At 61.9% G+C, this 22,924-nt stretch carries 24 protein-coding genes; 17 read left to right on the forward strand and 7 right to left on the reverse strand.

The window, feature by feature from the left end; genetic code table 11:
- Positions 1–3 precede the first annotated feature (3 nt).
- The 3 genes from B0G76_RS09370 to lexA form a co-directional block, all read right to left on the reverse strand.
- Entirely contained in the window at positions 4–660 is a 657-nt protein-coding gene (locus tag B0G76_RS09370) for a DUF2939 domain-containing protein (protein ID WP_120291549.1), read from the reverse strand.
- A gap of 206 nt (positions 661–866) precedes the next feature.
- Complete coding sequence (locus B0G76_RS09375; protein WP_120291551.1) at positions 867–1,211, reverse strand: hypothetical protein; 345 nt, start codon at positions 1,209–1,211, stop codon at positions 867–869.
- A gap of 58 nt (positions 1,212–1,269) precedes the next feature.
- The gene (lexA, locus tag B0G76_RS09380) at positions 1,270–1,920 is read right to left on the reverse strand and encodes a transcriptional repressor LexA (protein ID WP_120291553.1); all 651 of its coding nucleotides are present in this window, start codon (positions 1,918–1,920) and stop codon (positions 1,270–1,272) included.
- A 313-nt stretch (positions 1,921–2,233) separates the two neighbouring features.
- On the opposite strand from lexA, the gene B0G76_RS09385 reads away from it, so the two are divergent.
- The 6 genes from B0G76_RS09385 (at position 2,234) to B0G76_RS09410 (ending at position 8,576) form a co-directional block, all read left to right on the forward strand.
- Positions 2,234–3,292: a sulfate ABC transporter substrate-binding protein gene (locus tag B0G76_RS09385; RefSeq protein WP_120291555.1), complete on the forward strand. Its 1,059-nt coding sequence runs from the start codon at positions 2,234–2,236 to the stop codon at positions 3,290–3,292.
- A 144-nt stretch (positions 3,293–3,436) separates the two neighbouring features.
- Positions 3,437–4,339, forward strand: a complete 903-nt coding sequence (gene cysT, locus B0G76_RS09390; RefSeq protein WP_120291557.1) for a sulfate ABC transporter permease subunit CysT — start codon at positions 3,437–3,439, stop codon at positions 4,337–4,339.
- On the forward strand, positions 4,336–5,370 hold the full coding sequence (gene cysW / locus B0G76_RS09395; protein WP_120291559.1) for a sulfate ABC transporter permease subunit CysW: 1,035 nt from the start codon (positions 4,336–4,338) through the stop codon (positions 5,368–5,370). The genes cysT and cysW overlap by 4 nt, the downstream gene beginning before the upstream one ends.
- Entirely contained in the window at positions 5,370–6,428 is a 1,059-nt protein-coding gene (locus tag B0G76_RS09400) for a sulfate/molybdate ABC transporter ATP-binding protein (protein WP_120291561.1), read from the forward strand. Before cysW ends, B0G76_RS09400 begins: the two co-directional genes overlap by 1 nt.
- 95 nt (positions 6,429–6,523) lie before the next feature.
- On the forward strand, positions 6,524–7,450 hold the full coding sequence (locus B0G76_RS09405; protein ID WP_028196691.1) for a CysB family HTH-type transcriptional regulator: 927 nt from the start codon (positions 6,524–6,526) through the stop codon (positions 7,448–7,450).
- An 82-nt stretch (positions 7,451–7,532) separates the two neighbouring features.
- Positions 7,533–8,576: an asparaginase gene (locus B0G76_RS09410; protein ID WP_120296273.1), complete on the forward strand. Its 1,044-nt coding sequence runs from the start codon at positions 7,533–7,535 to the stop codon at positions 8,574–8,576.
- 159 nt (positions 8,577–8,735) lie between these two features.
- On the opposite strand, the gene B0G76_RS09415 is transcribed toward B0G76_RS09410, so the two are convergent.
- The 4 genes from B0G76_RS09415 to gcl all read right to left on the reverse strand — a co-directional run bounded on the left by B0G76_RS09415 (position 8,736) and on the right by gcl (position 13,368).
- A complete protein-coding gene (locus B0G76_RS09415; RefSeq protein ID WP_120291563.1) occupies positions 8,736–9,137 on the reverse strand; it encodes a DUF3597 domain-containing protein in 402 nt (133 codons plus the stop codon).
- 550 nt (positions 9,138–9,687) lie between these two features.
- A complete protein-coding gene (locus B0G76_RS09425; protein WP_120291567.1) occupies positions 9,688–10,596 on the reverse strand; it encodes a 2-hydroxy-3-oxopropionate reductase in 909 nt (302 codons plus the stop codon).
- 57 nt (positions 10,597–10,653) lie between these two features.
- Positions 10,654–11,463 carry a hydroxypyruvate isomerase gene (gene hyi, locus B0G76_RS09430; protein ID WP_120291569.1) on the reverse strand — a complete coding sequence of 270 codons (810 nt, stop codon included), beginning with the start codon at positions 11,461–11,463 and terminating at the stop codon, positions 10,654–10,656.
- 129 nt (positions 11,464–11,592) lie between these two features.
- The gene (gene gcl / locus B0G76_RS09435) at positions 11,593–13,368 is read right to left on the reverse strand and encodes a glyoxylate carboligase (RefSeq protein ID WP_120291571.1); all 1,776 of its coding nucleotides are present in this window, start codon (positions 13,366–13,368) and stop codon (positions 11,593–11,595) included.
- A 321-nt stretch (positions 13,369–13,689) separates the two neighbouring features.
- Between gcl and B0G76_RS09440 the strand changes: the two genes are divergently transcribed.
- The 11 genes from B0G76_RS09440 to B0G76_RS09490 all read left to right on the forward strand — a co-directional run bounded on the left by B0G76_RS09440 (position 13,690) and on the right by B0G76_RS09490 (position 22,807).
- A complete protein-coding gene (locus tag B0G76_RS09440) occupies positions 13,690–14,604 on the forward strand; it encodes a LysR family transcriptional regulator (protein WP_120291573.1) in 915 nt (304 codons plus the stop codon).
- A gap of 172 nt (positions 14,605–14,776) precedes the next feature.
- On the forward strand, positions 14,777–15,973 hold the full coding sequence (locus tag B0G76_RS09445; protein ID WP_120289567.1) for an IS4 family transposase: 1,197 nt from the start codon (positions 14,777–14,779) through the stop codon (positions 15,971–15,973).
- A 214-nt stretch (positions 15,974–16,187) separates the two neighbouring features.
- On the forward strand, positions 16,188–16,931 hold the full coding sequence (locus tag B0G76_RS09450; RefSeq protein ID WP_120291575.1) for an RNA polymerase sigma factor: 744 nt from the start codon (positions 16,188–16,190) through the stop codon (positions 16,929–16,931).
- Positions 16,921–17,868, forward strand: a complete 948-nt coding sequence (locus B0G76_RS09455) for an anti-sigma factor (protein ID WP_120291577.1) — start codon at positions 16,921–16,923, stop codon at positions 17,866–17,868. The genes B0G76_RS09450 and B0G76_RS09455 overlap by 11 nt, the downstream gene beginning before the upstream one ends.
- 147 nt (positions 17,869–18,015) lie before the next feature.
- Entirely contained in the window at positions 18,016–18,390 is a 375-nt protein-coding gene (gene rpsF, locus B0G76_RS09460; RefSeq protein ID WP_097392318.1) for a 30S ribosomal protein S6, read from the forward strand.
- A 50-nt stretch (positions 18,391–18,440) separates the two neighbouring features.
- Complete coding sequence (priB, locus tag B0G76_RS09465; protein ID WP_120291579.1) at positions 18,441–18,740, forward strand: primosomal replication protein N; 300 nt, start codon at positions 18,441–18,443, stop codon at positions 18,738–18,740.
- Positions 18,741–18,742: 2 nt separating this feature from the next.
- Complete coding sequence (rpsR, locus tag B0G76_RS09470; RefSeq protein WP_012432802.1) at positions 18,743–19,018, forward strand: 30S ribosomal protein S18; 276 nt, start codon at positions 18,743–18,745, stop codon at positions 19,016–19,018.
- A gap of 27 nt (positions 19,019–19,045) precedes the next feature.
- The gene (rplI, locus tag B0G76_RS09475; protein WP_120291581.1) at positions 19,046–19,498 is read left to right on the forward strand and encodes a 50S ribosomal protein L9; all 453 of its coding nucleotides are present in this window, start codon (positions 19,046–19,048) and stop codon (positions 19,496–19,498) included.
- A gap of 134 nt (positions 19,499–19,632) precedes the next feature.
- Entirely contained in the window at positions 19,633–21,018 is a 1,386-nt protein-coding gene (locus B0G76_RS09480) for a replicative DNA helicase (protein WP_063495982.1), read from the forward strand.
- 152 nt (positions 21,019–21,170) lie between these two features.
- Positions 21,171–21,797: a DUF47 domain-containing protein gene (locus tag B0G76_RS09485; protein ID WP_120291583.1), complete on the forward strand. Its 627-nt coding sequence runs from the start codon at positions 21,171–21,173 to the stop codon at positions 21,795–21,797.
- A complete protein-coding gene (locus B0G76_RS09490) occupies positions 21,797–22,807 on the forward strand; it encodes an inorganic phosphate transporter (protein ID WP_120291585.1) in 1,011 nt (336 codons plus the stop codon). The genes B0G76_RS09485 and B0G76_RS09490 overlap by 1 nt, the downstream gene beginning before the upstream one ends.
- Positions 22,808–22,924 lie beyond the last annotated feature (117 nt).

Consider the following 22,924-nt stretch of genomic DNA (forward strand, 5'->3'; position numbering starts at 1 on the left):
CGGTCACTCGTTCAGATTGACCGCGGCGAGCTTCCATGTGAACAAACCTTCGCGCAGCAAGATCGCCGAGTAACGTGTGTCGCCCGCACCATGCTGGTAGGTAACGACGAACTCGTTGAGGCCGCGATAGCCCGCCGTGGTTTGCGGCGGTTGCGGTGGCGTCGTGTTGTTCTCGTTGCTAGTTGTGCCGCCGGTCGTGCCGTTGGCCGTATTGCCGGCAGCAGCGGGCGCCGGTTCCGGTGCGGGCGAACCCGCAGCAGGCGGAACTGGCGGCCGTTCGCCCGGGTTGCCGCGTGGCGGCATGCCGTTCAGCAATGCCGCCACGCCGTCGGGCGTCGCATAAGCGTCCACGAGCGGACCGATTAAAGCCACGCCGATCATTGCGCCAATCGCCGCGAACGGATTGCCGTTGCCATGCGCGTCAATCCGACGGGTCAGCAAGCCGGTGACCTGCTGCTTCAGGCTCTCGCGCAACGCGGGAAAGTCGACGTATTGATTGACGGTTTGCGCATCGCGCGCATCCGCCGCGCGTTTGAGGTTATTCAGCGCCATGTAGGGCGACGCGTAGCCGAACCCCAACGCGGCAATCACCGCAATCACAATCAAACTGATGATCAGCGGCCGAATGGCGCCGCGCTTCGTGCGAGTTGAAAATGCCATCGAATGAGACTCTCCATCAGGTGTCATCTAACGTGGACCGCGGCCACGCGAAAAAGGATCCCAGGTGATGCAATATTCGAGTAGGCGCGGAAGGCCGAAAGACTTTTTGCCGGGCGTCGCACGCCGGGCGTCGCATGCCGAGTGTCGCACGTCGCATTCGGCACGCCGCTCATCTCCAGTGGAATAGAGTGCGCGCGCAGTGCAGCTTATGACTCGAACACCGCGCCATGCAGGTTAGCTTCGTCGGCGATGCAACGATCGATCATGCGGCACACGGCGTCTACCGTGCCGACCATGATCAGCCGCGACGGCCCGTGATAGACGCGCACCGGCGCACGACGCGCAGGTTCAGCTGTATTCAGCCCGGAATTCAGCGACACGCGAGCAAAGGCCGGCAACGAGGACGGCAAACCCGATACGCCCGCAGGCGCGTCGAATAGCGATGGAGTACTGGCCGGGGACGCCTCGATCAATGAGCAGGGCACCAGCTTGCGCAGATGGCGCAAACGACCAAACTGGCGAAAAGGCAGCAGGCGGGCAAGGCGTTCCATGAGTCTCTCCAGGCGATTCAACGTTGGGGCAGCTTCGGATTGGCGGACGAGCGGGGGGTTAGAACTCGCCCGGGCGGATCAGCCCGACGGCGATACCCTCGAGCGCGAACTCCGCACTGCCGGTTTCAACGAAGATGTTGTCGTAATCGGGGTTCTCGGCGATCAGCTCGATGCCGTTCGGCCGGCGCTTCAGGCGCTTGACCGTTACATCGTCGCCAAGGCGCGCGATGATGATCTGGCCGTCTTTGGCTTCGCTTTTCTTCTGCACCGCGAGCAGGTCGCCGTCGAAGATGCCCGCGTCGCGCATGGACAGACCGCGCACCTTCAGCAGGTAGTCCGGCTTGCTCGAGAACAGCGCCGGGTCGCATGCGTAGTGCTGCGAGATATGTTCCTGCGCCAGGATCGGGCTACCCGCTGCAACGCGGCCGATCAGCGGCAGCGACAACTGCATGATGCTGGCGTGCGGCAGCGTGAACTGGTACGGCGAATCTTCCGGGCCCGACAACAGGCGAATGCCGCGCGATGCGCCGGCCGCGAGTTCGATCACGCCCTTGCGAGCCAGCGCCCGCAAATGTTCTTCTGCCGAGTTGGCCGAGCTGAAACCCAGTTCGGCGGCGATCTCCGCGCGGGTGGGCGGAAAACCGGTGCGTTCGATGGCCCGGCGGATCAGATCGAAAACCTGCTGCTGTCGTGCGGTGAGTTTTGTCATAGCGTCACTGTATGTATGAACAGGTGCCTGTATTTTTATACAGTATTCCGCGCAATTCAAGCTTTACTTTAAGTTCGTGCCCTGGGGGGGCGCTCCAACGCCGAAAATGGACGTCCCAACACCCGTTTTCGTGTCGCGACGCCTTATCCGGCCGCCATTACCACTTTTGCGTATTAAAAAATGAAGAAACATTATTTTTAATGATGAAAGCTCTTCGATAGACTGCCCTTCGAGTTGGCGCTCATGTGCACGTGACCGCGACGCAAAACAACACCACGCTGTTTCAGCGGACCACATCGCGGAGCAAGTTGGCATGAACCATCAAGGTACGGGGCTGGCTGGCAGGACCAGAAAACTCATTGCGGCGCTTGCATTCGGCACGTTCGGCGCCCTCGGCACGTTTGCCGCAGTCGGCGTCACGACAGAGGCACACGCTGCCGATACGACGCTGCTGAACGTGTCGTACGACCCGACACGTGAGCTGTACCAGGACGTCAACCAGGCATTCGGCAAGGAATGGAAGGCGAAAACGGGCGAGACGATCACCTTCAAGCAGTCGCACGGCGGCTCGGGTGCGCAAGCGCGTTCGGTGCTGGACGGGTTGCAGGCGGACGTCGTGACACTGGCGCTTGCCTACGACATCGACGCGCTGGCCAACAAGGGTCTGCTCGACAAGGGCTGGCAGAAGCGTTTGCCGGACAACGCTTCGCCGTACACGTCGACGATCGTGTTTCTGGTGCGCAGGGGGAACCCGAAGCACATCAAGGATTGGGACGATCTGATCAAACCGGGTGTGTCGATCGTCACGCCGAATCCGAAGACCTCGGGGGGGGCGCGCTGGAACTACCTGGCCGCATGGGCCTATGCCGAACATCAGCCAGGCGGCAACGATCAGAAGGCCAAAGAATTCGTCGGCAAGCTCTATAAGAATGCCGGCGTGCTGGATTCGGGCGCGCGAGGTGCAACCACCAGCTTCGTGCAACGCGGGATCGGCGACGTGCTGATCGCGTGGGAGAACGAAGCATTTCTGTCGCTGAAGGAATTCGGTCCGGACAAGTTTGAAATCGTCGTGCCGTCGGTGAGCATTCTGGCCGAGCCGCCGGTCGCGGTGGTGGACAAGGTGGTCGACAGGCACGGCACGCGCAAACTGGCCGAGGCGTATCTGAACTTCCTCTACAGCGAGCAGGGTCAGGAAATCGCCGCGAAAAACTTCTACCGTCCGCGTTCAAGCAAGGTGGCGGCCGAGCTGACTTCGAAGTTTCCGAAGCTGAAGCTCTACACGGTGGACGATTCGTTCGGCGGCTGGGCGAACGCGCAGAAGACGCACTTTGCCGACGGCGGCGTGTTCGATTCGATTTACTCGCCGCAGTAACGGGCATTCGGTCGGACGAGATGCGCGGTTAGACACGTTAGTCAAACACCTCACCCAAAAAAGCGCGCCCGCGAGGCGCGCTTTTTGAGCAGCCAGGCGGCCGAAAAAAGAGCCGCCGGCTTCAACCCTGAAAGAGTACTGAGCATGACGACGTTGACCTTCCGAAAACCGAGTGCCTTACCCGGTTTTGGCCTGACACTCGGCATCACCGTGGCTTATCTGAGCCTCGTGGTGCTGATTCCGCTTGCGGCGACCTTTCTCAAGACGGCGACGCTCGACTGGGCCCAGTTCGTGCGCGCGGTCTCGTCGCCGCGCGTGCTCGCGTCGTATCGCCTGACGTTTTTCTCGGCCCTCGGCGGCGCGCTGATCAATGCGGTGTTTGGTTTCCTGGTCGCGTGGGTGCTGGTGCGCTATACGTTCCCGTTCAAGCGCATCGTCGATGCGGTGGTCGATCTGCCGTTTGCTTTACCGACCTCCGTGGCCGGTATTTCGCTCGCGGCGGTGTATGCGGGCAATGGCTGGATCGGACAATTTCTCGAACCGCTCGGCCTCAAGATCGCCTTCACGCCGGCCGGTGTGCTGATCGCGCTGACCTTCATCGGCTTGCCGTTCGTCGTGCGGACCGTGCAGCCGGTGCTCGAAGAGTTCGAGCGCGAGCAGGAAGAAGCGGCCGCCTGCCTCGGCGCGTCGCGTTGGCTGACCTTTCGCCGCGTGGTGCTGCCGGCTGTCTTCCCGGCCTTGCTGACCGGTTTCGCGCTGGCGTTCGCGCGGGCGCTCGGCGAATACGGCTCGGTGATTTTCATCGCCGGCAACATGCCGATGAAATCGGAAATCACGTCGCTGCTGATCATCACCAAGCTCGAACAATACGATTACGCCGGCGCCACGGCGATTGCGGTCGTGATGCTGGTCGTATCGTTCCTGATGCTGCTGTTCATCAACACCTTGCAGTGGTATCTGCAGCGTCGCACTAGCCGTGGCGGAGCGGGTCCCGCGCCTGCTGCTGCGAGCGTCGCGACGATCGGTGTCGGCGGAGGTGCGCAATGAGCCGCGATTCCGTGAAGCGTGCCGGTACTGCCGCGGTTGCCGTGGCGCCGCGCGCGCCGCTCAATGTTGCGCGCCGGCCCGATCCCGTCACCGAGCCACCCGTAGTGCGCTGGGTTCTGACTGGCGTCGCGTTGCTGTTTCTCGGGCTGTTCCTGGTTGTACCGCTCCTCGCTGTGTTCTATCAGGCCTTGAGCAAGGGGTTCGGCTTCTATCTGGAATCGCTTGCCGATCCGGATGCATTGTCCGCAATCAAGCTCACTGTGATTACCGCCGCGATTGCGGTGCCGCTGAACCTCGTGTTCGGGCTCGCTGCGTCATGGTGTATCGCCAAGTTCGACTTCCGCGGCAAGGCATTGCTGACCACGTTGATCGATCTGCCGTTCTCGGTCTCGCCGGTGATTTCCGGTTTGATCTACGTGCTGATGTTCGGCGCGCAGGGCTGGTTCGGCCCGTGGCTGCAGGACCATAACGTGCAGATCATCTTCGCGGTGCCGGGCATCGTGCTGGCGACGATCTTCGTCACGTTCCCGTTCGTCGCGCGTGAACTGATTCCGCTGATGCAGGCGCAAGGCAACGACGAAGAAGAAGCCGCGCACGTGCTCGGCGCTTCGGGCAGGCAGATCTTTCGGCGCGTCACGCTGCCGAACGTCAAATGGGGGCTGCTGTACGGCGTGATTCTGTGTAACGCGCGGGCGATGGGCGAGTTCGGTGCGGTGTCGGTGGTGTCCGGCCACATTCGCGGCCAGACCGACACGATGCCGCTGCACGTCGAAATTCTCTATAACGAATACAACTTCTCGGCGGCGTTCGCCGTCGCGTCGGTGCTGGCCTTATTGGCGCTCGTGACGCTCGGTCTGAAGTTGCTTGCCGAGCGCCATTTGTCGGCGGAACTGTCCGCCGCGCGCGATGTGCCGGCGTATGCAGGGCCAGTTACGCCGGCGTCCGCCTCATCATTCGCATCACAGTCTGTCAATGCAACGCCAGTGTCGAAGCATGCGGTCGCGCATCCGCTCAAGCAAGGAGAGCTGTAATGGGTATCACCGTTCGTAACCTGCAAAAGCGCTTCGGCGATTTCGTCGCGCTCGATAACGTCTCGCTCGACTTTCCGCCGGGTGAACTGGTTGCGCTGCTTGGGCCGTCGGGTTGTGGCAAGACCACGTTGCTGCGCGTGATCGCCGGTCTCGAATACGCGGACGGCGGCCAGGTCGTGTTGCAGGGCCAGGATGTCGCGACGGTCGGCGCGCGTGAACGCGAAGTCGGTTTCGTGTTCCAGCACTACGCGCTGTTCCGTCATATGACGGTGTTCGAGAACGTCGCCTTCGGCCTGCGTGTGAAGCCCCGTAAGGAGCGGCCTTCGGAAGCGGTAATTCGCGAGAAGGTGCATGAACTGCTGAAGCTGGTGCAACTCGACTGGCTCGCGCAACGCTATCCGTCGGAATTGTCGGGCGGTCAGCGGCAACGCATTGCCTTGGCGCGCGCGCTGGCTGTCGAACCCAAGGTCTTGCTGCTCGACGAACCGTTCGGCGCGCTGGACGCGAAGGTGCGCAAGGAGTTGCGTAGCTGGCTGCGTCGTTTGCATGACGATCTGCATATCTCGACGATTTTCGTCACGCACGATCAGGAAGAAGCACTCGAAGTGGCCGACCGGATCGTCGTGCTGAATCGCGGGCACGTGGAGCAGGTGGGCAGTCCGCAGGACGTGTATGACCATCCGCAAACTTCCTTCGTCTACGAGTTTCTCGGCGCGGCGAACCGCCTGCATGGCAAGGTGGATGCGAGCGGCTTCGTGGTCGACGGCGCGGCGTTGCCGGTCGCGATCAAGGCCGATTTCAGCGGGCCGGCGTTCGCCTATGTGCGGCCGCACGATCTGCAGCTGTATCCACAAGCGTCTGGTCATCGCGAAGGCATTGTGGTCGACGTGCGGCGCGTGGTGACGCTCGGCGGCTCGGTGCGTGTGGAGCTGGCGGGCCGTGAGGGCAATGTGCTCGAAGCGGAACTCGACCGCGAATCGTGGCGCGATCTGCAACTGGCGATCGGCGATGGTGTGACAGCCGTGCCGCGCGCGTTGCGCGTATTTCCAGCGCAATGAGTGGTGTAAAAACCGACACCACAAGCAGCGCAACAACACTCGGCGTTTCATTCAAACTCTAATAACTCAACTCTGGCTCAACCGGAGACATACAGATGAACTTCCAGCAATTGCGCTTTGTGCGCGAGGCCGTGCGTCAGAACATGAATCTGACTGAGGTGGCGAACGTGTTGTACACGTCGCAGTCGGGCGTATCGAAACAGATCAAGGATCTGGAAGACGAACTCGGCGTCGATATTTTCATTCGACGCGGCAAGCGTCTGACGGGCCTCACCGAGCCGGGCAAGGCGGTGCATCAGCTGATCGAGCGGATGTTGCTCGACGCGGAGAATCTGCGCCGCGTTGCGCGCCAGTACGCCGATCAGGACAGCGGCCACCTCGTCGTGGCGACGACGCACACGCAGGCGCGTTATGCGCTGCCGAAGGTGATTCGTCAATTTACCGAGGTGTTCCCGAAGGTGCATCTGGCCTTGCGCCAGGGCAGCCCGCAGCAGATCGCGCAGATGATCATCAACGGCGAAGCGGACATCGGCATATCGACCGAGGCGCTCGACCGCTTTCCGGATATCGTCACGTTCCCGTGCTATTCGTGGCATCACATCGTGGTGGTGCCGAAAGACCATCCGTTGGTGGGCCGCGAGAATCTGACGCTCGACGAGATCGCTGAATTCCCGATCGTCACCTACGACCAGGACTTCACCGGCCGCTCGCACATCGACCAGGCGTTCGCGAAAGCGGGTGCGTTGCCCGACGTCGTGTTGACCGCAATCGACGCCGACGTGATCAAGACTTACGTCGAACTCGGCATGGGCATCGGCGTGGTCGCGGCCATGGCCTACGATCCGAAGCGTGACACGGAACTGGTCGCGCTGGATACGCAGCATCTGTTCGAAGCGAGCACGACGCGGGTCGGTTTGCGCAAGGGCGCGTTCCTGCGCGCGTATGCGTACCGGTTGATCGAAATGTTCGCGCCGCAGTTGAACGAGGCGGAAATCGCCGCGCAATTGCGCGAGGCGGTTTGAGGCGAGGGCGCGAACCTAAAACGAACGGGTATCCGTTTTTTTACGCATGGCGGCGCGCGGCGCATCGCTTACAATCGCCGCCATGAACACTTTGACTTCCTCTTCCGCGACGCCTTCTGACGAAGGCGCAACACCCCAACTGCCGCGCATCGCCGTGCTGGCAACCGGCGGCACGATCGCCGGGGCGGCCGCGGACGCCACCAACACGTCCGGCTACCAGGCGGGTGTGGTCGGCGTCGATCAATTGCTGGCCGTGGTGCCGGCTTTGTCCACGGTCGCGCGGATCGCGCCCGAACAGATTGCCAGCGTCGACAGTAAAGACATGGCGATGCCGCTGTGGACCACGCTCGCGCAACGCATCAACACGCTGCTCGCCGGCGATGACGTCGACGGCGTGGTAGTCACGCATGGCACCGATTCGCTCGAAGAAACCGCCTATCTGCTGCATCTGACGATCAAATCGGACAAGCCGGTTGTGCTGACCGCAGCCATGCGCCCGGCATCGGCGCTATCCGCCGACGGTCCATTGAATCTGCTGAATGCCGTGACGGTGGCGGCGAACGCGGGCTCGCGCGGGCAGGGCGTGCTGGTGGCCTTCAACAACCGGATTCACAGCGCACGCGACGTGGTCAAGACGAGCACGTATGCGGTCGATGCTTTCCAGTCTCCGGAGATCGGTGCGCTCGGCTGGGTGCAGGACGGTCGCGTCGAATTTCAACGCAGCGTGGTGCGCCCGCATACGCTCGCGACCGAATTCGTGATCGGCGCGAAGTGGCCGCATGTGGAAGTTGTCGTGAGCTACGCAGGCGTCTCGCGGATCGCCGTGGATGCGCTGGTGGCAGCCGGCGTGCGCGGCATCGTGGTGGCCGGCACGGGTAACGGTTCGATTCACGCTTCCGTGCAGCAGGCATTGGCCGATGCGGCCTCGCAAGGCGTAGCGGTGGTGCGCTCGTCGCGCGTGGGCTCCGGACATGTGATGCGTAATGGCGCAGCCGCGGACGATGCGCTCGGTTTCATCAGCGCGGGTTCGCTGAATCCGTACAAAGCGCGCGTTCTGCTGATGCTCGCACTTGCCGCGGGCGGTACAGGGCCGGTAGCGTTGCAGAAGACTTTCGATACGTACTGACTGATCTAGCGCGGGCGGCCCGGTTCAAAGTCAGAACCGTGTCCTGTACGTGAAGCTTGAATGACAACGCGGCGCCCAGGTCATCGACCCGAGCACCGCGTTGTCGTTTCAGCTTAAGGTTTATCGCTACCGGCGGAAACAGGCGACGCCGGCAAGCAGTTAGGCCGCGAGATCCGGAGGCAACTTCCCGCCGTTCGCTGCCAGCGCTTGCATCACCTGCTTGTGCAGCCAGATGTTCATGCTCGCCGAATCGTTCGTGTCGCCGCCGTACTTCAGTTCCTGTGCGAGTTGCTTGCGATGCTCGAGGCTGCTGTCGACGCCGAGCGCTTTCAGCGTGTCGACGATCGACGTGCGCCAGTTCAACGTTTGCCCGCTCTCGCTCACGAACTGGTCCATGACGGCAGCGACGTCGACGTCGGCCAGCGGCGCGGGCGCCGGTGCGGCGTCCGGTGCGGCAGCTTGCGCCGCTGCCGGATCCGGTGTCGGCTCAACCGCAGGCGCAGGCTGGTCGGGCTTCGCTTTGCCGAAGAGCTTGTTTACGATGTCACCAAAGATGCTCATTCTGAATCCTTTGCAGATGGGTTACAGGCGCAAGCACATTCCGCTCACGGGTTGACCGCTGGTTGGGAATCGGGCGAACGAAGCAGAGCCCATGCGCTGCGATGATCGGCAAGCCGCACGTGATCGCCGATACGCCCGCAACCAGACTCAAAGAGTGTAGGGGAAAAGCGCGGACCGATGTGTCAAAAAAGGTCGTGCCGCGGGCGCGGAGTTGCAAGCAAATGCAAGCGGACTTGCGAGCACACGGGCGAGGAGATCTGCAAAGAGAGATGCTGGCAGGCGGCGTGCATGACGCAGCCGCTGCGAGAGATTGGCCGAAAAAGCATAAGTTTGAAATCCGACAGCCGGACACCCGACGACGACGTCTGACCGACCAAGGCTTCCCCGGCGCCGCCGGGTGCCGCTGCGGACCCCACTTGCCGCTCTCAGCCCAGAGCGGCACGATTTGCCCGTTTCGCCATGCATGCCGCACGACGAACCGGGCGCCCCACCTGCGGTTGCCGCGACGATCACGTTGAAATCGCAACCGTCGCGGCAACCTTGTTGTTGCTTAAGCCGCCTTGGCTGCGCTACCCGGCGCTTGCGCGACTTCGTAGTTCGCCATGATTTCCAGCGCGCGCACCATGGCCGAGTGATCCCATGCCTTGCCGCCGTTGGCTGCACACACGCTGAACAGTTGTTGTGCGCTCGCCGTATGCGGCAGGGCGATGCCGAGCTTGCGTGCGCCGTCGAGCGCTAGGTTCAGGTCCTTCTGGTGCAGTTCGATGCGGAAGCCCGGATCGAACGTACGCTTGGTCATGCGCTCGCCGTGCACTTCGAGAATGCGCGACGAAGCGAAACCGCCCATCAAGGCTTTGCGCACACGTTCCGGATCGGCGCCCGAGCGCGACGCGAACAGCAGTGCTTCGGCCACCGCTTCGATGTTCAGCGCGACGATGATCTGGTTCGCGACCTTGCAGGTTTGACCCGCGCCGTTGTCGCCGATCAGCGAGATGTTCTTGCCCATCAGTTCGAACAGCGGCTTGGCCACTGCGAAAGCTTTTTCCGGGCCGCCCACCATGATCGTCAGCGTCGCTTCGCGCGCGCCGACTTCGCCGCCGGATACCGGCGCATCGAGGTAATCCGCGCCGAGCGCGTTGATCTTCTTCGCGAAGGCTTGCGTGTCGAGCGGCGAGATCGAGCTCATGTCGATCACGAGCTTGCCCTGCGTGAGGCCGGCGGCGACGCCGTCGTCGGCGAACAGCACGTTGGCGACATCAGGCGTGTCCGGCACCATGATGATGACGATGTCGGCGGCTTGCGCGACAGCGGTCGAATTGGCGACTACGGTGGTCGTCTTGCTCAGATCTTCCGGCACCGGGTACGCGCCATTCACGAACAGCGAGTGACCGCCCTTGATGAGGTTGCGCGCCATGTGCGCGCCCATGATGCCGAGGCCGATGAAACCGATCTTTGCCATGTGTCTAAATCTCCAGTGTTGTTTGGGGTGATATGCCTAAGTCGATCAATGACTCGATCAGGCAGCGGCGTGGGCTGCGCCGCGGGATTGCCCGGCCACGCTCTGCACCCAGCCGAGGCCGGCGGCGGTGGTCGTGCGCGGCTTGTATTCGCAACCGACGTAGCCTTCGTAGCCGAGCGAATCGAGCAGGTCGAACAGGAACGGGTAGTTGATTTCGCCGGTGCCCGGTTCGTTGCGGCCCGGGTTGTCGGCGAGCTGGATGTGCGCGATCCGCGGCAGATTCTTTTTGATCGTTGCCGCGAGTTCGCCTTCCATCCGTTGCATGTGATAGATGTCGTACTGCAGGAACAGATTGTCCGAGCCCACCGCGCGAATCACGTCGAGGCCTTCGCCAGAACGATTCAGCGCGAAGCCGGGGATGTCGTACGAATTGCACGGCTCGACCAGCAGCTTGATGCCGGCTTTTTTCAGTTCGCCCGCGGCGAAGCGCAGGTTGTCGACAATCGTCGAACGTGCCTTGTCCGCATCGACGCCCGCGGTCGGAATACCGACGAGGCAGTTCAGTTGCGGCACCTTCAGGGCCTTTGCGTAGTCGATCGCGCGGCCGACGCCTTCCTGAAACTCGCCCACGCGATCGGGCAGGCACGCGATGCCGCGCTCACCCGCTTCCCAGTTGCCCGCGGGCAGGTTGTGCAACACGAGCTTGAGACGGTTCTGCTCCAGACGTTCGCTCAATTCGGCGATTTGATACGGATACGGAAACAGGAATTCGACGGCGCTGAAGCCCGCGTCCGCTGCTGCCGCAAAGCGGTCGAGGAACGGGACTTCGTTGAACAGCATGGTGAGATTCGCTGCAAATTTCGGCATGGTGCTGGTGTCTCGCTGGTCGGTCAGTGGAATAACGTCATGAGGCGGCCCGGGGAGGCCGGGCCGCGTTCATGTGATGCTTGTCAAATCGACGCGCAGGTCAAAACGCGGGCCAAAACGTCAGGAAGCTCAGTCGAGCATGCTGATTGCCGTCGGCGCATCTTCGCGCTTCGCGGCCAGTTCTTCGAACTCGTTGATCGCGTCGATCTCGGTGCCCATCGAAATGTTGGTCACGCGTTCGAGGATCACTTCGACGATCACCGGCACGTTGAACTCGGAGAGCATCGATTGCGCTTTCAGCAGGGCCGGCTTGAGTTCTTCCGGCTTGAACACGCGGATCGCCTTGCAACCCAAACCTTCCGCAACCGCGACGTGGTCCACGCCGTAACCGTTCATTTCCGGCGCGTTGATGTTCTCGAAGCCGAGTTGCACGCAGAAGTCCATATCGAACGCGCGCTGTGCCTGACGGATCAAACCGAGGTACGAGTTGTTCACCACCACGTGCACGTACGGCAGCTTGAATTGCGCGCCGGCTGCCAGTTCTTCGATCATGAACTGGAAGTCGTAGTCGCCTGAAAGCGCGACCATCGGACGTTGCGGATCTGCTGCGCGCACACCGAGCGCTGCCGGAATCGTCCAGCCGAGCGGGCCTGCCTGGCCGCAGTTGATCCAGTTACGCGCCTTGTAGACGTGCAGGAATTGCGCGCCGGCGATCTGCGACAAACCGATCGTGCTCACGTAGCACGTATCGCGGCCGAACACCTGGTTCATCTCTTCGTACACGCGCTGCGGCTTCATCGGCACGTTGTCGAAGTGCGTCTTGCGCAGCATCGTCTTCTTGCGTTGCTGGCAATCGGCGACCCATGCGCTGCGGTCCTTGAGCTTGCCCGCGGCCTTCCATTCCTTCGCCACTTCAACGAACAGTTCGAGCGCGGCTTTCGCGTCCGACACGATGCCAAGGTCCGGGCCGAACACGCGGCCGATCTGCGTCGGCTCGATGTCCACATGCACGAACTTACGGCCCTTGGTATAAACCTCGACGCTGCCCGTGTGACGGTTCGCCCAACGGTTGCCGATGCCGAGCACGAAGTCGGAGGCGAGCATCGTCGCGTTGCCGTAGCGGTGCGACGTTTGCAAGCCGACCATGCCGGCCATCAGCGGATGGTCGTCGGGAATCGCGCCCCACGACATCAGCGTCGGGATCACCGGCACGCCGACGGTTTCGGCGAATTCGACCAGCAGGTCTTCAGCAACTGCGTTCAGCACGCCGCCACCCGAGACGATCAACGGCTTGTCGGCGTCGTTGAGCAGGTTCAGCGCGGCTTCGATCTGTTTGCGCGTGGCTTTCGGCTTGTAGACCGGCAGCGGCTCGTACGTGTCGATGTCGAATTCGATTTCGGCGAGTTGCACGTCAATCGGCAGGTCGACGAGCACCGGACCCGGACGGCCCGAACGCATCAGGTGGAAAGCCTGCTGGAACACGCGCGGCACCAGCGCCGGTTCGCGCACGGTGACGGCCCACTTGGTGACCGGCTTGGCGATCGATTCGATGTCGACGGCCTGGAAGTCTTCCTTGTACAGACGCGCACGCGGCGCCTGGCCCGTGATAGCCAGAATAGGAATCGAGTCGGCCTGAGCGGAGTACAAACCGGTGATCATGTCGGTGCCGGCAGGGCCCGAGGTGCCGATACATACGCCGATGTTGCCCGGTTGGGCGCGCGTATAGCCTTCGGCCATATGCGACGCGCCTTCAACGTGGCGCGCCAGCACGTGGCTGATGTTGCCTGCCTTGCGCATGGCCGAGTAGAACGGGTTGATTGCTGCGCCCGGAACGCCGAATGCGGTGTCGATGCCTTCTTTTTCGAGCACCAGCACGGCTGCGTCGACGGCTCTCATTTTGGCCATGAATGTCTCCTGAATGTCTGGGTGGGCGAATAAGTGGGGTGACGAATTCGCTGACGAATGTGCAAACCAAAGGTGTTGATCGAACTGTAGGCCTCACCTAAAGGTTTGATAAGATCAGTCCGGGTCGCTTATTTCGAAACAAAAAAGTATGGAATGGCGCGTGGCTGGGTGGACGGGCGCGGAGCGTGACGCCGGGGGGCGGCGAGTAGGGGGAGGTCCGGAAGCTGCCAGTTATGAACCCTGAGCCGTTCGCCTTAAAGCGCGAGACGGGTAGGGACGATCTTGCATGGTCGACCGCTTTGCATGGGACCGGAGACAAACATGGACCGCTTCAAACAAATCGAAACTTTCGTGCGCGTGGCTGACGCGGGCAGTCTCGCGGCGGCCGCGCTGGAAGAGGGTGTGTCGCCGGTGATTCTCGGGCGCCGCATCGACGCATTGGAAAAGCGCCTCGGCGTGAAGCTGATGTACCGCTCGACGCGGCGCCTCGTGGTCAGCGAAGATGGCGCGGCGTTTCTCGAGCGCTGCCGTGGCCTGCTGACCGAATGGGACCAGGCGGAAAACGAACTGAGCGCCGGACGGCGCGCGGTGAACGGCCATCTGATCGTGTCGGCGCCGGCCGCGTTCGGGCGCAAGCACGTCGCGCCGCTCGCGCCGGCCTTTCTAGCCGACAAGCCCGAATTGCAGGTGTCGTTCAACCTGACCGACCGGGTCGTGGATCTGGTGCGCGAGGGTTATGACCTGTCGATCCGGATCGGCGGCGCGGTCGATCCGAATTTCGTCGCGGTGAAGCTGGCGTCGAACCGGCGCGTGGTCTGCGGCACGCCGGACTATTTCCGCAAATACGGCAAGCCGAAAACGCTCGAAGATCTGCCGCAGCACAACTGCCTCGCGTTCAATCTGCAAGGTGGCCAGAACCGCGGCTGGTACTTCCGCCGCAATGGCAAGCTGGCGACCGTGCGGGTAGGCGGCACGCTCGACTGCAACGACGGCGAACTGCTGCATCGCTGGGTATCCGAAGGGCTCGGGCTCGGCTGGCGCTCTACTTGGGAAATCCAGCAGCAACTGGCGCGCGGCGAGCTGGAAACCGTGCTGGATGAATTCGCACTGCCCGACTACGACATTCTGGCGGTCTATCCGCAGCAGCGTTATGTGCCGGCCAAGGTGCGCTACTTCATCGATTATCTGAAAGAGGTGTATGCCAGCGAGGATTACTGGAATCGCCCGACTTATTAGCGGTTTAAATATTCGTCGGATTCAATGCGAAGGCGGGAATAAACGCGACAGGTGAGCGGTTATGCCTGATGAGCGAGTGACAACGCGTTACCCAGCCTAGCCGCAATACTGTTAACAAGCTCAAATTTGTGTTAACTTTCAAGCCTCTGAACCAACAAGAAGAGCTTGAAGGATGGCAAGAACGGAAGCAACGCTGCCAGGCGGGGCGCGGCTCGCGGACTATCTGGCGGTGGGGTATCTGGCGCTGAACTGCTCCCTGGGACAGGTCAAGGAGGCGCTCACGAAGTGCGGCGTGCAGACGCGCGTGCGCCGCGACATGCCGCGTGAAGTGCTGGTGTATTTCGTGATGGCGATGTGCCTGTATCCGCGCGTGGCCTATGAGGAAGTGTTTCGTCTGGTGATCGAGGGACTGCGGCGCATCTACGGCGACCAGGTACGCGACGCGCAGGTCAGCAAGGCGGCGATCTCGCAGGGTCGCGCACGCCTGGGATGGCAGGTGATGCGCGAGCTGTTCGCCCGGCAGGCGGCGCAACACCCACGAACCGCAGGCGGCGACTATGCGGGCTATCGGGTCATGAGCGTGGACGGCTCCACGCTGGATGTGCCCGATGAGAAGGCCAATGCGCAAGCGTTCGGATATGCGCAGGGAGGGCGCGGTGAGGCCGCGTATCCGCAGATTCGCTTCGTAGCGCTGGCCGAATGTGCGACGCACGCGCTGTGTGAGGTCCAGATGGGCGGGGTATGCGAGCACAGCGAACAGGCGCTCACACGCCAGCTGTTTCCGGCATTCTCGGACGACATGCTGGTGCTGGCCGATCGCCTGTTCTATGGCTATGACATGTGGCGCGACGCGGTGGCCACCGGAGCGAAGCTGCTGTGGCGCGTGAAGTCGAATTTGCGGCTGCCGTGCGAAGTGCCGCTGGCAGATGGTTCGTACCTGAGCACTGTCTATGCCAGTGACACCGACAGGCGACACCAGCGCAACGGCATGCAGGTGCGGGTCATCGAGTATCGCCTGGAAGGTGTGCCTGATGCCGAGCCGCAGTATCGCCTGATCACCAATCTGCTGGACGCAGCGGTGGCGCCTGCCATAGAACTCGCGGCGCTGTACCACCGGCGCTGGAAAATAGAAGAGATGTTTGACGAGATCAAGACACATCTGTGCGACGGCAAGAAGGTGCTGCGTAGCAAGACGCCTGATCTGGTCCGTCAGGAGTTCTATGCGTTAATGCTTACCCACGCGGCGATCCGTCGACTGATGTATGAGGCTGCCCAGGACAGCGGGCAGCACCCGGAAGACTTATCGTTCGTTCATGCCGTACGCGTGTTGAACCGACGCCTGCCCGAGGCGGCGGCCGTTCCCCCCTGAGCAGTGGCAAAGTTGGAGGCTCAGCTTACTGCGGGAAATCGCCAGTGGGCGTGCCGTGCAAAGCCGCGGCAAGCGTAATCCCCGCGGCGTGAAGCGAAAGATGTCGAACTTCCGGATACGCCGACGATCGGAGCCGCTGAATCAGCGAATTTCACCGAAAGCGGTCATCAAGTGAACAGTATTGAGCCTAGCCGCAATGCCCTGGAGGGCCCAGGTGGTCCAGACCGATTCAGACGCCGCCCGCGCGCACGTCGACGCCGATGCCGATGCCGATGCCGATGCAGCGAGGAGCCGCCGTTTTCAGCAGATGGCGCTGCCGCACCTCGACGCCGCGTACAACCTTGCGCGCTGGTTGTGCGGCAACGCCAACGATGCCGACGACGTCGTGCAGGAAGCGTTTATGCGCGCGTTCCGTTTTTTCGATACGTTCCGCGGCGACTCGGCGCGCCCGTGGCTGCTCGCGATCGTGCGCCGCACCTGGTACACGGAGTGGCGGCGGCGTGCGTCGTCGCACGAGGTGGTCGAGTTCGACGAGACCATGGACGACGCGACTTTCGACGGCTGGAGCACCGGCGGCGCGGATCCGCAGACGCTCCTGATCCGCAACGAGGATACGAAGCTCGTGCACGACGCGCTCGCGCAACTGCCGGTCGAGTACCGCGAGGTGCTGATCCTGCGGGAGCTTGAAGAAATGGGTTATCGAGAGATCGCGATGGTGGCCGATGTGCCGATCGGCACAGTGATGTCGCGGCTCGCGCGGGGCCGGCGCAAGCTGGCCGCGCTGCTGACGGCGAAGCAGGCGTCCGGGCTTCCGGGAGGGAGCGGTCCGCCGCCCGGCGCGTGCACGACACCCACGGCGTCCGTTACGCCGCTGCGGGCGGCCTCCAACGGCCGTCCATCCAACAACCCCGGCGCAAGCGGCGCCGGCTTAGCTCAGGAGACGCCAGATGGACTGTAACGAAGCGCGGCCGCTCCTCGATGCGAACGCCGACCACGAATTGCCTGCGCCAGACGCGCAGCGCGTCCAGCAGCATATCGAGAGCTGCGACGCCTGCCGGCGCGAAAGCGAAAACCGGCACGTGTTGAGCGAGTCGCTGCGCGCAGCGCCCTATCATCGCGCGCCGGACTCGCTGCGGGCCCGTATTGTCGCGGGACTGCCTGGAACGGGCGATGCCGTCGCTACGACGCAGGCTCCGGCCGGTGCGGCCGTTCAGCCTCAGCCGCCACGGCAGCGGCGCCGGCTCGCGTGGATCGATCGCTTTAATAACTGGCTGAACGGCCGGCGTGGTCCGCAGGGCGGCTTTGGCGGCCCGGGCGTCGCCGTCGGCTCGAACAGACTGATTGCGCAAGGCTGGCTGGCCGCGCTGGTTGTCGCGCTGTGCGCCGTGGCTGCGGGCGTGACGCTGAATCTGCGGCGCCCGGCGGAGTTCGGGCCGTTCGCCGACGAACTGGTCGAGAGCCACGTCCGCGCACAGGTATCGGGGCGCGATATCGACGTGATTTCGACGGACAAGCATACGGTCAAGCCGTGGTTCAACGGCCGGCTCGATTATTCGCCGCCGGTCGAGGATCTGGCGGCGAGCGGCTTCGCGCTGGAGGGCGGACGGCTGGATTACCTTGCGCATCAGCGGGTGGCCGTGCTGGTGTACCGCTACCGCAAGCATGTGATCGACGTGTACGTGTTTCCGGAGGCCGGCTCTGGCGGAACGGGGCGCGGCACGGACGGCGCGGCCCCGGCAACACTTGCCCGCGAAGGCTACTCGATCTCGCACTGGAACGGCGAAGGCATGACGTGGTGGGCGATCACGGACGCCGCGCCCGATGCGTTGAGCGGGCTTGAAACGGCGCTGAAGGCGCGCCTGCAAGGCGGTAGTGAGCGGACCGAAGGCGGTTAAACCCTTGAAAACACACCTGATTCGCGTGCCGGATTAAAGGGATATCTTGCAACCCGGCCCCAATCGGGTTACACTCTTTGGCTTCTCACTTGCCACACCGGTTCCGACGCCCGGGTGGCTTTAATCCACAAGTCCCAAGGAGTGTGTATGCGTCACTATGAAATCGTCTTTATCGTGCACCCCGATCAGAGCGAGCAAGTGCCCGCCATGATCGAGCGTTACAAGAGCACGATCACGTCGCACGGTGGCCAGATCCACCGTATCGAAGACTGGGGCCGTCGCCAACTGGCCTACATGATCGAGAAACTCGCGAAGGCTCACTACGTCTGCATGAACATCGAATGCGACCAGGCCACGCTCGACGAGCTGGAACACGCATTCAAGTTCAACGACGCTGTTCTGCGTCACCTGATCGTCAAGATGAAGAAGGCCGAAACCGGCCCGTCGCCGATGATGAAGGAAGTGCAGCGCGAAGAAGCCAAGAAGTCGGCTGCTACGCAACCGTCCGAAGCGCAGGCTTAAGACACACTATTTAAGCTACCAGATCAAGCGTTGCTTTCGCCCAAGGCTACATGAATCGGCTGCAACTTACAGCCAGCGTCGTCGAACGCGAACCGGTGCGGTATACCCCCGCCGGCGTTCCGATTGCAGGCTGCACGTTGCACCACCGCACGGAAGTCGTCGAAGCCGGCATTACCCGGCAAGTCGAACTGACCATGCAGGCGGTAGCCGCAGGTGAGGCAAGCGGTAAGCTGGAAGGCTGTCAGATGGGCGTAGAAACGCTCTTCACAGGCTTTCTGGCAAAAAAGCACCGCAACGCAAGAACGCTGGTATTTCACATCACAGAATTGCAGGACATTGGAAAGGACTGAACATGCCCCGCCCGACTGGTAAGAAATTCGACAAGCGTCGTCAGCAACAAAATCCGCTCTTCAAGCGCAAGAAGTTCTGCCGTTTCACGGCCGCTAACGTCGATCACATCGACTATAAGGACCTCGAAACGCTGAAGGACTTCATCGGCGAAAACGGCAAGATCACGCCGGCGCGTCTCACGGGTACGAAGTCGCACTATCAACGCCAGCTGGATACGGCAATCAAGCGCGCACGTTTCCTCGCGCTGGTGCCGTACACCGACCAGCACAAGGCCTAACCCGACGACGCGATAAGGAGTATCCGAATGCAAATTATTCTTCTGGAAAAAGTCGTCAATCTGGGCAACCTGGGCGATATCGTGAAGGTCAAGGACGGTTACGCACGTAACTTCCTGATCCCGAACAAGCAAGCTCGCCGTGCAACGAAGGAAGCCCTGGCTGAATTCGAAGTTCGCCGTGCTGAACTCGAAAAGATCGCCGCTGAAAAGCTGGCTATCGCTCAAGCTCAAGGCGAAAAGCTGGCAGGCTCGACGGTTCAGATCGGCCAGAAGGCTGGCGTCGACGGCCGTCTGTTCGGCTCGGTGACGAACGCTGACATCGCTGACGCACTGGTTAAGCAAGGCTTCGCAGTGGAAAAGGCGCAAGTGCGTCTGCCGGAAGGCCCGCTGAAGATGGTTGGCGACCACGCTGTTCAGATCTCGCTGCACACCGACGTGCTCGTCGATGTGAACGTGGCTGTGATCGGCGAACACGTCTAAGCATTAAGTTGTATCTGCCAGGTTGTTGCTGGCAAAAGGCAGGGGCCGGGTGACCGGCCCCTGCCTTTTTTTGTGCCCGTTTTTTAGTTTTTCCCCCGCCCGCACGCGCTCGATTTACCCGATAATTCCTCTCCATGAACGCACCGTCCAAAGATCCCCAAATCGAGTCGCTGAAAGTCCCGCCGCATTCGATCGAAGCCGAGCAGTCGGTGCTGGGCGGCCTGCTGCTCGATAACGCGGCATGGGACCGCATCGCCGACTTCCTGTCGCAGAGCGATTTTTACCGATATGACCACCGCATCATTTTCGAGCACATCGGCAAGCTGATCGCGGCGACGCGACCGGCCGACGTGATTACCGTGTACGAGGCGCTCGGCACCTCGGGCAAGGCGGAAGAGGTCGGCGGTCTCGCGTACCTGAACGCGCTGGCGCAAAACACGCCGAGCGCGGCCAATATCCGCCGCTACGCGGAAATCGTGCGCGATCGCGCGGTCCTGCGCCGCCTCGTATCCGTGGCCGACGAAATTTCCGCCGACGCCTTCAACCCGCAGGGTAAGGAAGTCCGCCAGTTGCTGGACGAGGCGGAATCGAAGGTGTTTTCGATTGCTGAAGACGGCGCGCGTGGCACGCAGGGCTTCCTGGAGATCGGGCCGTTGCTGACCGAGGTGGTCGAGCGCATCGACACGCTGTATCACACCGCCAATCCGAGCGACGTGACCGGCACGCCGACCGGCTTTGTCGACCTGGATCGCATGACCTCCGGTATGCACGGCGGCGAACTGATCATCGTGGCGGGTCGGCCGTCGATGGGTAAGACGGCGTTTTCGATGAACGTCGGCGAATACGTGGCGGTCGAGTATGGCCTGCCAGTCGCTGTGTTCTCCATGGAAATGCCGGGCTCGCAACTTACGATGCGTATGCTGGGCTCGGTCGGCCGGCTCGACCAGCACCGCATGCGCACTGGGCGCCTGACCGACGAGGATTGGCCGAAGCTCACGCACGCGGTGCAGAAAATGAGCGAAGCGCAGATTTTCATCGACGAAACCGGCGGCTTGAACCCGATGGAATTGCGCTCGCGCGCGCGTCGGCTGTCGCGTCAGTGCGGCAAGCTCGGGCTGATCATCATCGATTATTTGCAGCTGATGAGCGGTTCGTCGTCGGGTGAAAACCGGGCGACCGAAATCTCGGAAATCTCGCGTTCGCTGAAGAGTCTCGCCAAAGAACTCGACGTACCGGTGATCGCGTTGTCGCAACTCAACCGGGGTCTCGAGCAGCGCCCGAACAAGCGGCCGATCATGTCCGATCTGCGTGAATCCGGCGCTATTGAACAGGATGCGGACGTGATTCTGTTCATCTATCGCGATGAGGTGTACAACCCGGACAGTCCGGACAAGGGCACGGCGGAGATTATCATCGGCAAGCAGCGGAATGGTCCGATCGGCCCTGTTCGTCTCACGTTCCATGGTCAATTCACGAAGTTCGACAATTTTGCCGGCGCGCAGAATTTCTATAGCGAGTAACAAGGTAACTGCGGGGGCAACTGCGCAGATATCTGCGCAGATAGCAGGTGGACCTGTTGTAACGACGCTTTCAAAAGTGCGGCATCGATCCTGGAACGGTACAATGTGACGATTTTATGTCGGTCATAATGTGACCAATTTTCGGGATCCCAATGTTCGGTCGATTCATGCCCACCGAGGGCAAGTTCTTTGAAATTTTCAATGCGCACGCAACGTGCATCGTCTCGGCAAGCCACGAACTCGAGCTGCTGATCGACAATCTGCAGGACGCCGAGACCCATAAGCAGAATGTGCAGAAGTCCGAGAAGGCTGCTGACAAGCTCACGCACGAAGCCATCGACCTGCTGCACAAGACCTTCATCACGCCGCTCGACCGCGACGAGATCCACAAGCTGATCACGACAATGGACGACATCCTCGATCTGATGGAGGACGTCGCCACCGCTATCTCGCTGTACGACGTGCAGGCGGTGACCTCCGAAGCGAGCCAGTTGGCGCACATCTGCACTGCCACCTCCGAGCGCGTGCAGTTTGCCGTCAGCCTGCTGTCCGACATGAAGCAGGCGAGCCAGATCCTGAAGGCGTGCGAGGAAATCGACCGTCTGGAATCGGAAGCCGACCGCGTGCTGCGCTCGGCCATGTCAAAACTTTTCCACGAAGAAGACAACGTCAAGACGCTGATCAAGCTGAAGGCGATTTACGAACTGCTCGAAACGATCACCGACAAGTGTGAGGACGTGGCGAACATCATCGAAGGCATCGTGCTGGAAAACGCATAATGCAATCGATACAACTCGCTATCTGGGTCGTCGCCGGCCTGGTCGCCGTCGCGCTGATTTTCGACTTCATGAACGGCTTCCACGACGCGGCGAATTCGATCGCCACGGTCGTGTCGACCGGCGTGCTGAAGCCGCAGCAGGCCGTGGCCTTTGCCGCGGCTTTCAACGTTGCCGCGTATTTCGTGTTCCACCTGAAAGTGGCGCAGACGGTCGGCAAGGGCACGATCGATCCGAGTATCGTCGACCACTATGTCATTTTCGGCGCGTTGGTCGGGGCGATCGGCTGGAACATCATTACGTGGCACTACGGTATTCCGTCCAGTTCGTCGCACGCGCTGATCGGCGGGCTGGTGGGCGCGGCACTTGCCAAGGCGGGCTGGGGTTCGCTCAATATCGACGGGCTGATGAAGACGATCGCCTTCATTTTCATCTCACCGCTGCTTGGTTTCGTACTCGGATCGTTCTTCATGCTGGCGGTGTCGTGGATCTACTTCCGCACGCCACCTAGCAAGGTCGACCGGCGCTTCCGGCGCATGCAACTGATCTCCGCGGGTTTGTACAGCCTCGGCCACGGCGGCAACGACGCGCAGAAAACCATCGGCATCATCTGGATGTTGCTGATCGCGACCGGCTATGCCTCGTCGATCGCGGACGCACCGCCGCTGTGGGTGATCGGTGGCTGCTATCTGTCGATGGGTCTCGGCACGTTGTTCGGCGGCTGGCGGATTGTCCGCACGATGGGCCAGAAAATCACCAAGCTGAAGCCAGTGGGTGGCTTCTGCGCGGAGACTGGTGGTGCGATCACACTATTTACGGCGTCGTGGATGGGTATTCCAGTGTCCACTACGCATACGATCACCGGCGCGATCGTCGGCGTTGGCGCGACGCAGAAGTTGAGCGCGGTGCGCTGGGGCGTGGCCGGCAACATCGTGTGGGCGTGGATTCTGACCATTCCGGCCTCGGCGGCGCTCTCCGCGGCCGCCTGGTGGCTTGGCCACCGGTTCCTGTAAACGCGCGCGGACGGCGGGCGGCTGTCAAGCCGCCAAGCCGTTCGCGCTGTAAAGCGGTGACGGTGCCAAAGCGGTAATGCGGTAATGCGGTAAAGCCGCTAAAGCTGAAAAAGCTCG

It is taken from the genome of Paraburkholderia sp. BL23I1N1 (genome assembly GCF_003610295.1).
Lineage (GTDB): Bacteria > Pseudomonadota > Gammaproteobacteria > Burkholderiales > Burkholderiaceae > Paraburkholderia.

Excerpts from the sequence above, each read along its gene's own strand:
- B0G76_RS09370 (WP_120291549.1), bottom strand. The coding sequence starts at position 660 with ATGGCATTTTCAACTCGCACGAAGCGCGGCGCCATTCGGCCGCTGATC.
- B0G76_RS09375 (WP_120291551.1), bottom strand. The coding sequence starts at position 1,211 with ATGGAACGCCTTGCCCGCCTGCTGCCTTTTCGCCAGTTTGGTCGTTTG.
- lexA (WP_120291553.1), bottom strand. The coding sequence starts at position 1,920 with ATGACAAAACTCACCGCACGACAGCAGCAGGTTTTCGATCTGATCCGC.
- B0G76_RS09385 (WP_120291555.1), top strand. The coding sequence starts at position 2,234 with ATGAACCATCAAGGTACGGGGCTGGCTGGCAGGACCAGAAAACTCATT.
- cysT (WP_120291557.1), top strand. The coding sequence starts at position 3,437 with ATGACGACGTTGACCTTCCGAAAACCGAGTGCCTTACCCGGTTTTGGC.
- cysW (WP_120291559.1), top strand. The coding sequence starts at position 4,336 with ATGAGCCGCGATTCCGTGAAGCGTGCCGGTACTGCCGCGGTTGCCGTG.
- B0G76_RS09400 (WP_120291561.1), top strand. The coding sequence starts at position 5,370 with ATGGGTATCACCGTTCGTAACCTGCAAAAGCGCTTCGGCGATTTCGTC.
- B0G76_RS09405 (WP_028196691.1), top strand. The coding sequence starts at position 6,524 with ATGAACTTCCAGCAATTGCGCTTTGTGCGCGAGGCCGTGCGTCAGAAC.
- B0G76_RS09410 (WP_120296273.1), top strand. The coding sequence starts at position 7,533 with ATGAACACTTTGACTTCCTCTTCCGCGACGCCTTCTGACGAAGGCGCA.
- B0G76_RS09415 (WP_120291563.1), bottom strand. The coding sequence starts at position 9,137 with ATGAGCATCTTTGGTGACATCGTAAACAAGCTCTTCGGCAAAGCGAAG.
- B0G76_RS09425 (WP_120291567.1), bottom strand. The coding sequence starts at position 10,596 with ATGGCAAAGATCGGTTTCATCGGCCTCGGCATCATGGGCGCGCACATG.
- hyi (WP_120291569.1), bottom strand. The coding sequence starts at position 11,463 with ATGCCGAAATTTGCAGCGAATCTCACCATGCTGTTCAACGAAGTCCCG.
- gcl (WP_120291571.1), bottom strand. The coding sequence starts at position 13,368 with ATGGCCAAAATGAGAGCCGTCGACGCAGCCGTGCTGGTGCTCGAAAAA.
- B0G76_RS09440 (WP_120291573.1), top strand. The coding sequence starts at position 13,690 with ATGGACCGCTTCAAACAAATCGAAACTTTCGTGCGCGTGGCTGACGCG.
- B0G76_RS09445 (WP_120289567.1), top strand. The coding sequence starts at position 14,777 with ATGGCAAGAACGGAAGCAACGCTGCCAGGCGGGGCGCGGCTCGCGGAC.
- B0G76_RS09455 (WP_120291577.1), top strand. The coding sequence starts at position 16,921 with ATGGACTGTAACGAAGCGCGGCCGCTCCTCGATGCGAACGCCGACCAC.
- rpsF (WP_097392318.1), top strand. The coding sequence starts at position 18,016 with ATGCGTCACTATGAAATCGTCTTTATCGTGCACCCCGATCAGAGCGAG.
- priB (WP_120291579.1), top strand. The coding sequence starts at position 18,441 with ATGAATCGGCTGCAACTTACAGCCAGCGTCGTCGAACGCGAACCGGTG.
- rpsR (WP_012432802.1), top strand. The coding sequence starts at position 18,743 with ATGCCCCGCCCGACTGGTAAGAAATTCGACAAGCGTCGTCAGCAACAA.
- rplI (WP_120291581.1), top strand. The coding sequence starts at position 19,046 with ATGCAAATTATTCTTCTGGAAAAAGTCGTCAATCTGGGCAACCTGGGC.
- B0G76_RS09480 (WP_063495982.1), top strand. The coding sequence starts at position 19,633 with ATGAACGCACCGTCCAAAGATCCCCAAATCGAGTCGCTGAAAGTCCCG.
- B0G76_RS09485 (WP_120291583.1), top strand. The coding sequence starts at position 21,171 with ATGTTCGGTCGATTCATGCCCACCGAGGGCAAGTTCTTTGAAATTTTC.
- B0G76_RS09490 (WP_120291585.1), top strand. The coding sequence starts at position 21,797 with ATGCAATCGATACAACTCGCTATCTGGGTCGTCGCCGGCCTGGTCGCC.